Raw genomic sequence first — 7,382 nt, 5'->3', positions numbered from 1 at the left:
AATATGGCTCATGCGATCTGGCTATGATGAACTCTCTGGGATCGAAGCCAGCAACTCGCTCAGGACAGCTCTGGCCTGAAGTAGCGGCCAGCTTCGAATCGGCCAATGATCACATGAGACGTGACACAAGCTGGTGTGCGGGTGATCATGGCGCACTGCGCCTCCTTGGGTGAAGCGCTGGACCTGGATCAGCGTCGTCCCAGCGCCTGCAGCGCCTTTTCGCTGTTTGCACGGCTGATGGACGAGCCCGCCTGGCAAGGCCTGCTGCTGGGTGACATCTCTGCCGTGTTTCAGGTCAACCGCAACGCCGAAGTTTGGCGCACGCTGCTGACGAGGCGCGACTGGCACCCGCGCCTGCTGCATGGTTCGGACTACCCCCTACCGGGCGTGGGGCCGCTCTTCCGCCCGCAAGGCTTGGTGCGTGCGGGCCTGCTGCAAGCCGAGCACGTGCCCGTGTTGACCCAGGTGCGGGCGCACAACCCGCTGCTGTTCGACCTGATGCTCAAGCGCCACCTGCGTTGGCAGGGCCAAGGCTTGAGCGACACCGTGTTTGCCACCCGTCGGCACTTTGAACGCCCGGCGAAAGTATCACCCGCAGATACCTGAGGGCCATTGGGCCGCAACAGCTCTGCATGAACGGCCGGACTGCCCCTGCCCCACTCCGATGATGAAGCCCTGTTCAACTTTAAAGGCCCTCAGATGGACCACACCCACCCGACCAGCATGATCCGCCGCGACACCCGCGCGTGGCGGGCGCAAGTCTGGATCTCCTTCGGTATCGCCGCCACGCTGTGCGCCACCGGCCTGGCCTGGTTGCCCGGCGAGGACCTGGACCGTGCCTTCATGGTGATGGGTTATGTGTTCTGCCTCTGCAGTGCCTTTGTGCTGGCCAAGAGCATCCGCGACAACCAAGAGAAACGCCAAGACTCGCCCATGTGGTCCAACGTGGCCTGGGCCGGTTTTGTGCTGGCCATGGCGCTGACGGCCTGGGGCCTGTGGCGCATGAACATTCAGCCAGTCTGGAAGTCTTACCTGTTGGTGTCTTGGTTGTTCCTCATCTCCAGCGTTTTCACTTTGGCCAAAACGCTGCGTGACGCCTACGACGCCGACCTGCTGGAAGCCCGCTGGACCGCCCGCCAAGAAGGCCGTCACGAAGCTCGCCAACAAGCCGCCCGCAACGCCGAATAAGGAGCCCAGCATGACAACATCCCTCAAGCGTTTTAGCCTGTGCGCCGCCCTCAGCCTGAGCTTGCTGACTGTCTCGCCCATGGCCTCGGCCCACCGCTGCTGCAGCTCGCATGCGTCCGACATCAGCCTGCTCTCGGCCTTGCCGATTGCGGTCTCGGTGGCGGCCCCGGTAGCCGTGCTGTCAGCCGGCGTGGCCTTCACGGTGGTGGCGGTGGAAGCCACGGCCGCAGGCTCGGTGTGGGTGCTGCAGCGGGCCTCGGACGGCGTGCGCATGAGCGTGCGCTTTGCAGGCGAGTCGGCCGCTGCGGTCGGCGCCAGCGTCACCGTGGTGGCCATCGGCGCAGGCTGGGTGCTCTCGGCGGCGGGCGAGGCCTTGTGCTTCATCCCCAACGAGATCGGGGCCTCGTTGCTCTACAACGAGCCCATCACCCGATGAACACCGCCACACGATGGGCAGGCGCCGCCCTGCTGCTGTGGGCCGCTTGCACCAGCGCCCAAGCGGGCCGCACCTGCGAAGAGAAACCGCTGAGCCTGCGCGAGCTGGAGCAAGGCCTGAAGCTGGCCGAGACCACCGCCAAGCAACTGGACAGCACCGGCACGCAAGTGCTGCTGCTGGCACGCGCGGGGCAAGACCTCAGCAAGCACGGCCTGCAGTGGTCGCACCTGGGCTTTGCCTACCGGCCTGCTGCAGCGCCCGGCAGCGCCCCCGTGCCTTGGCGCGTGCTGCACAAGCTCAACCAATGCGGCACCGACAAGGCGCAGTTGTTCAGGCAAGGCTTGGGGGAGTTTTTCTTGGACCGCCCGCACCGCTATGAAGCCGCCTATGTGGTGCTGAGCCCGGACACCCAGGCCAAGCTCTTGCCCTTGCTGCAAGACAACGCGCGCCTGCCGCAATGGCACAGCGCGGCCTACAGCATGGTGGCCTACCCCTGGAGCCAGCGCTATCAACAGTCCAACCAATGGGTGTTGGAAACCCTGGCTGGCGCCCTGGAGCCCAGCGCCAGCAACCGCAGCCGTGCACAGGCCTGGTTGCAGTTCAAGGGCTATGAGCCGACCACGCTCAAGCTGGGCACCTTCACCCGCCTGGGTGCGCGCGTCACCACCGCCAATGTGGCGTTTGATGACCACCCCAATGCCAAGCGCTTTGCCAACCGCATCGAGACCATCACGGTGGATTCGATGTTCTCTTGGACACAGCGCAGCGGCTTGTCAGGGGCGCCGCAAACCATCCGGTGAAAGCGGCATCAGCGGCAGCTCAATGTGCACGAGCAGGCCACCCAGGCGCTCGGAGCGGCGCAGCTCCACCCGCCCACCCAGCGCCAGCGTCACCGACTGCACAATGGCCAAGCCCAGCCCCGCGCCAGCTTCGGCGCGGGGGTTGTCCAGCCGCATAAAGCGCTGAAAGGCCCGCTCGCGGTCTGCCTCTGCAATGCCGGGGCCGCTGTCGTCCACCTCCAGCAACGCCATCTGCTCGTGCTGCGTCAAACGCACCCAGACGTCGCCCCCCGTGTCCACATACTTGATGGCATTGCCCACGATGTTGTCGACCAAGGACTCCAGCGATTCAGGCGGCGCCCACACCACCAACCCAGGCGTCGCTTGCAGCTCCAGCGTCACTGACTTTCTGTCTGCCACTCCACTCAGCTCCGCCATGCGGGATTCCAACACCCGCGCCAAGTCCAGCGCCTGTGGTTCGGCCTCGACCATCACCTCGCTTTCGTGGCGCACCAAGCGCATCAGTTGCTCCACCACGCGCGACATGCGGCGGCAGCCACTGAGCAATGGCGCTAGAGCCCCCGCGTAGTCCGGACCCGTTTGTCTTTGCAATTGCTCGGCATTGACCTGAATGGCCGTCAAGGGGGTACGCAGCTCATGTGCTGCATTGGCCAGGAACAGCCGCTCCCGCAAGCGGGTGGATTGCAGCTCAGCCATCCACTGGTTCAACGCCGCGACCATCGGCCGTAACTCCTTGGGGTAACGCAGCGCCTCGACAGGGTCCAACTGCCCCGGTTGGCGCGCCGCTACTTGCTGGCTCAGGCGCCTGACCGGACGCATGGCCCACCAGTAAATCGGCAGCATAAACGGCCCGCTCAACAAAGTCATGATGAACATGATTTGCATGTAGTCCGACAACGTGCCGCGAATGGCCCGCATGAAGTGGTGCGGGCCTTGGGTGATGAAGCAAACGATGAGGGGGCTGGAGGCCTCGGCCTTGCACAGCTGACCTGCGGCCCCATGACCCAGGTCTGTCATCGCCCCCAGGGGCGTCGGCGCCGCCGGATGAGGCAGATGCGGCGGGCTGTAGACGAGTTTACCGGCACGCCAAATGACCAGAGAGGTGACCAAGTCGGGCTCATCCTGGGCATGTTGGTCGCGGACAAAGAAGTGTGTGCTCAGCGCCGCCAGCAGCTTGGCCTGCTGTGCTGGGTCACGCTCAGTGTCACGCAAAACCTCAAAGACCAACGCGTGCCGACCGTCGGTGTGCAGGTCCTTGTGGCTCCAATCATCGAAGATATAGATCAGAAGGCCCATGACGACCCACAAGACCTGTGCCATCACCAAGCCACCCAGGGCCGCGCGCCAAGACAGCCCCCAGACCGGCCAACGCCAAGCTTTGCCTGTCATGGCCGCACCTTCTCAGGCGCGTCTTTCAGCGTCAATGACATAGCCCACCCCCCTGACTGTGCGCAGACGATGCGCGCCGATTTTCTTGCGCAAGTTGGAGACATGCATATCCAGCGACGTGCTGTCTGCACAGGGCAAGACCACCCGCTCCAGTGTGCTGCGCAGCACCACGCTACCTTGCTTAAGCAGCAAGGCACGCAGCAACTCATACTGCGTTTTGGACAAAGCGATGTTCCGGCCTTCCACGAGCACGCGCATCGCTTTTTCGTCCAGGCTCACACCCGCCCAACTGAGTTGCCCCGCCTGAAAACCCCGCACGCGCCGAGCCATGGCATTGACGCGTGCGGACAGTTCCAGCATCTCAAAGGGTTTCATGAGGTAGTCATCGGCACCATTCTGGAGGCCCAACACGCGGTCATAAACGCGGTCCCGCGCCGACAGGATCAAGACAGCGGCTTGAGAACCCGCCGTCCGCAATTCCCGCAGCCAAGACATGCCATCACCATCGGGCAGCCCCAAGTCCAACAGAAACAAGTCAAAGACATGGTCCTGCAAGGCCTGGCGCGCAGCCTTCAAACTCCGGACCTGGGTCACGCAAAAGCCCTCATGCTGCAGTGCGCGACCGATGCCGCTGGCGATATCAATATCGTCCTCAATCACCAGCACCTTCATAGGGGCCCAAGGACTGTTTGTAGCAAAGTTCACGGTCAACGACGATGTCATGGTTGTTGACCGAAAGTCTAGGGGAAGGCCGGTTTTGACTCCACGTCAGAGCTGAGACAGCTTCTCCAATTCGACAGAATCATGGAGAACGCTGAGGATCTCCTGAGGCCCTCTTGAGTTTGGGTGCCCTCAGTCCACCTCGAAGACCCGACCGCCAGAAGCGGCGCAGCATCGCCTGAAGCTTGATTCGCAGCTTCAGGCGTGGGGCGCCGCAATGCAGGCAGGCATCAGCGTCCCAAAAAGAAACCGAAGCGTTGCTTCGGTGTGGAGAAATCACTTGGGGTGAGCGGGCGGTGTGTAGGGCTTGAGGCTGACACCCCGCACCCGTGAGTCGCCTTGCAGTTGCCGATATGCAGCGGCCAGCTTTTCAGGCTCGACCTCCAGCAGCGCGTAGACCTGATTGCCGAAGTCCAAGCGGCTCTCCGGCAGGGATTGAGCCAGCCCATGCGGATCAGCACCTGGCTTGAGCTCGACCCGCAACACCGACAGCCGGTAGTGCACTTGCCCGGTCTGTGGGTCACGCAAAGTCAGCAAAGACTGGGTCCTGCCAGGGGCCACCTCGACAACGCGTTTTCCCACCACCTCTACCGTGCTTTGGCCCAGCGGCACCAAGGGTGCGGTCGTGCCGTCTGGCAGCGCCAGGGGCACGACCCCGACCCGATTCAAGCCCGAAGACGCGGTGATAACCGCCATTGGTGCGGTAGCCCTCATTTCTATGGGTAGCTTGGTGAGGTCCTGTGAGGCCCTCACGAGTACTGGCGTCGATGCGGCTGACGCCGTAGAGCTTGCACTCGTTGGTGGCGGGCGAGAAGCCTCGGGGAGCGCCCCACCATCAGCCTGAGCCAATGGCGACGCCCATCCGTACCAGGCTATGCCGATGGCGGCCGCCGCAGCAGCAGCCCCCCACCACCAGAGCCCACCGCCTGAGGTCTTGGTCGGCGTGCGATGCATAGTCGACACTTAGAGACTATGGGCGCTGAGGCTGGCCGTGAAGGTCAAGCCCTGCGCCTGCCCACGGACATCTACCACCCGCACCTCGAAGTCACCCGCCAGGCTTTCGCCAAAGAAAGCGTTGGTGAAAAGGCGCAAGTCTTGTGTGCCACCGGTCACCAGTTTGCCGTTCTCTCGCTCTCCGCTGATAAACCAGGCCGTGAAGGCGGGCATCACGATCGATCGCGTACCGCTGCTGCGGTTGATGACTTCAAACTGCAAGCCGCCCACATTGAGAGGGGCCCCCGACAGGTTCTTGAGTGTTAAGTCGACCTGCAGCTTGCCCTGCACTGCCCTTGGGTCCGAAAACCGAGCCACTCCGATATAGGCGGTGAAACCATCAATGGTGCTGGTTGTCGAGGTGCCCACCATGGGTGCCACCAGCGTGGTGCTGCGCCGTCCTTGGGGTGCCGTGAAGCCGATGGCCATGTTGACGGCCGCTCGGGCGTCCACCATGCCGAAACCGTAGTGGCTCTGGAAGTTGTAGCCTGCAGCATTGGTCTGCCACGGCAAGTCCAAGGGCCAGCCTACTGTGTTGCCATTGGGAAGATAGCGCGGCTGGCGGCTGCTGTCTGCAATGTTGGCATCTACCTTTCTAGCGGTGCGGGCCAAGATATAGCCCACGTCGCGCCAGGTCAGACTAGGGTTGGCTTCCAACATCAGCGCCACCACACCGCTGACAGACGGGGTCGCAGCAGAGGTGCCATTCATCCTACCGGTGTAGTTGCAGTTGGGATCTTTCGTACTGGCACCAAACAGGTCGGCAAGGATCTTGGTCCACTCCGGATACTCGGCTTTCCAATCAGCAGCATTGGCGCGATTGTTGTGTCCGCTGGCGCAGCCAGCGTTGTCGGTGGTGAGGATGGCCGCTTGATCAGCACCGTCCTCTCCGCCGAAGCCTGAGACCCACACAGAGGAGCCCGCACTCGAGTACGACGCGGCGCGGCCGCTGTTGTGCAGCGCGGCGATCAGGTACTTGGTCTCGTGGCCGCGATAGTCTTGGTTGGGCGACCCACAGCTCAAAGCACCCAGGTTCTTGAATGAACCTGGCAGACCGAGGTTCGGTAGCGCGTTTTGACAGAAGATGGCTTTGGTACTGCCGTCTGGCAGCGTAAATGCCCTAGAGCCTTCATGCTCATTACCAGCAGCTTGTAGGTAGACAGCCCCTTTGCCATTACGTCGGTTCTTAACGCCGAAAGTCATCGCGCTCTCCCAGGAATCAGGCGGCTCGATTGACTCTGGAGCTCCCACATCTCGCCCTGCGCTGTAATTGAACACGTCAACCGTGTTGGACCGGCCTGAGAACATCGATACCGCAGGCTGTTGGCCCGCCAACTCGCTGGCGCCAAAGGCGAGATAGTCCATGGTGTCTGGCGACAGACCATCGTGAGGATTGACGTCGGTCACAGGGAAGGCCACGAGTGATGCAAAGGGAGCGGTACCTCTGGAGCCCAGGCCGTTCCAGCCTCGCCCGGCCGCAACGCCCGCCACGGCTGTGCCGTGGTCCACTGCGGCTTGATTCGGGGCGGGGGCAGTATCGTTGCCGAGGGTTGTAAAGTTAAAGGACTGTCCAGGCAGAACATTGGCCTGAAGGTCCTCATGGGTTAGCTCCATTGCGGTGTCCACAATGGCTATGCGCACACCCTTGCCGGTGCACCCTTTGCCGGCTTTGTGCACATCGCTAGACAAGATGGCTTCGTAATGACAGGCGGCCCATCTCCAGCGCGACCGTAGGTTGCAGGCCATGGGCCTGCCGAGCTACACCAATGCACCTGGCAGGTGTTCTGCCAGGGCGTTGCCAATATGCACAGGAGTGGGCCATGAGTGAATCTAGCACGCTGTATGTAGGTTTGGAC

At 62.6% G+C, this 7,382-nt stretch carries 8 protein-coding genes; 4 read left to right on the top strand and 4 right to left on the bottom strand.

Translation table 11 applies throughout. The features are described 5' to 3' along the window. The first annotated feature begins 120 nt into the window (after positions 1-120). The 4 genes from ACIQ3Q_RS21915 to ACIQ3Q_RS21900 all read left to right on the top strand — a co-directional run bounded on the left by ACIQ3Q_RS21915 (position 121) and on the right by ACIQ3Q_RS21900 (position 2,424). Positions 121-606, top strand: coding sequence for a hypothetical protein (locus ACIQ3Q_RS21915; protein ID WP_396271364.1), 486 nt, complete (start codon positions 121-123; stop codon positions 604-606). Between the two features lie 93 nt (positions 607-699). After that, positions 700-1,188, top strand: coding sequence for a YiaA/YiaB family inner membrane protein (locus tag ACIQ3Q_RS21910; RefSeq protein WP_396271363.1), 489 nt, complete (start codon positions 700-702; stop codon positions 1,186-1,188). Positions 1,189-1,198: 10 nt separating this feature from the next. Next, on the top strand, positions 1,199-1,624 hold the full coding sequence (locus ACIQ3Q_RS21905) for a hypothetical protein (RefSeq protein WP_396271362.1): 426 nt from the start codon (positions 1,199-1,201) through the stop codon (positions 1,622-1,624). Beyond that, entirely contained in the window at positions 1,621-2,424 is an 804-nt protein-coding gene (locus ACIQ3Q_RS21900; protein WP_396271361.1) for a DUF2145 domain-containing protein, read from the top strand. The genes ACIQ3Q_RS21905 and ACIQ3Q_RS21900 overlap by 4 nt, the downstream gene beginning before the upstream one ends. Here ACIQ3Q_RS21900 and ACIQ3Q_RS21895 read toward each other — a convergent pair. The 4 genes from ACIQ3Q_RS21895 to ACIQ3Q_RS21880 all read right to left on the bottom strand — a co-directional run bounded on the left by ACIQ3Q_RS21895 (position 2,398) and on the right by ACIQ3Q_RS21880 (position 7,272). Next, complete coding sequence (locus ACIQ3Q_RS21895) at positions 2,398-3,813, bottom strand: sensor histidine kinase (RefSeq protein WP_396271360.1); 1,416 nt, start codon at positions 3,811-3,813, stop codon at positions 2,398-2,400. The genes ACIQ3Q_RS21900 and ACIQ3Q_RS21895 overlap by 27 nt on opposite strands. Positions 3,814-3,825: 12 nt before the next feature. Then, the gene (locus ACIQ3Q_RS21890) at positions 3,826-4,473 is read right to left on the bottom strand and encodes a response regulator (RefSeq protein ID WP_396271359.1); all 648 of its coding nucleotides are present in this window, start codon (positions 4,471-4,473) and stop codon (positions 3,826-3,828) included. 336 nt (positions 4,474-4,809) lie between these two features. Continuing rightward, positions 4,810-5,229 carry a hypothetical protein gene (locus ACIQ3Q_RS21885; protein ID WP_396271358.1) on the bottom strand — a complete coding sequence of 140 codons (420 nt, stop codon included), beginning with the start codon at positions 5,227-5,229 and terminating at the stop codon, positions 4,810-4,812. Between the two features lie 267 nt (positions 5,230-5,496). Then, positions 5,497-7,272, bottom strand: a complete 1,776-nt coding sequence (locus ACIQ3Q_RS21880; RefSeq protein ID WP_396271357.1) for a S8 family serine peptidase — start codon at positions 7,270-7,272, stop codon at positions 5,497-5,499. Positions 7,273-7,382 lie beyond the last annotated feature (110 nt).

Source organism: Ideonella sp., from assembly GCF_044358605.1.
In the GTDB taxonomy this organism is placed as follows: domain Bacteria; phylum Pseudomonadota; class Gammaproteobacteria; order Burkholderiales; family Burkholderiaceae_C; genus Ideonella.
This window is presented reverse-complemented; position numbering and strand designations above follow the sequence as displayed.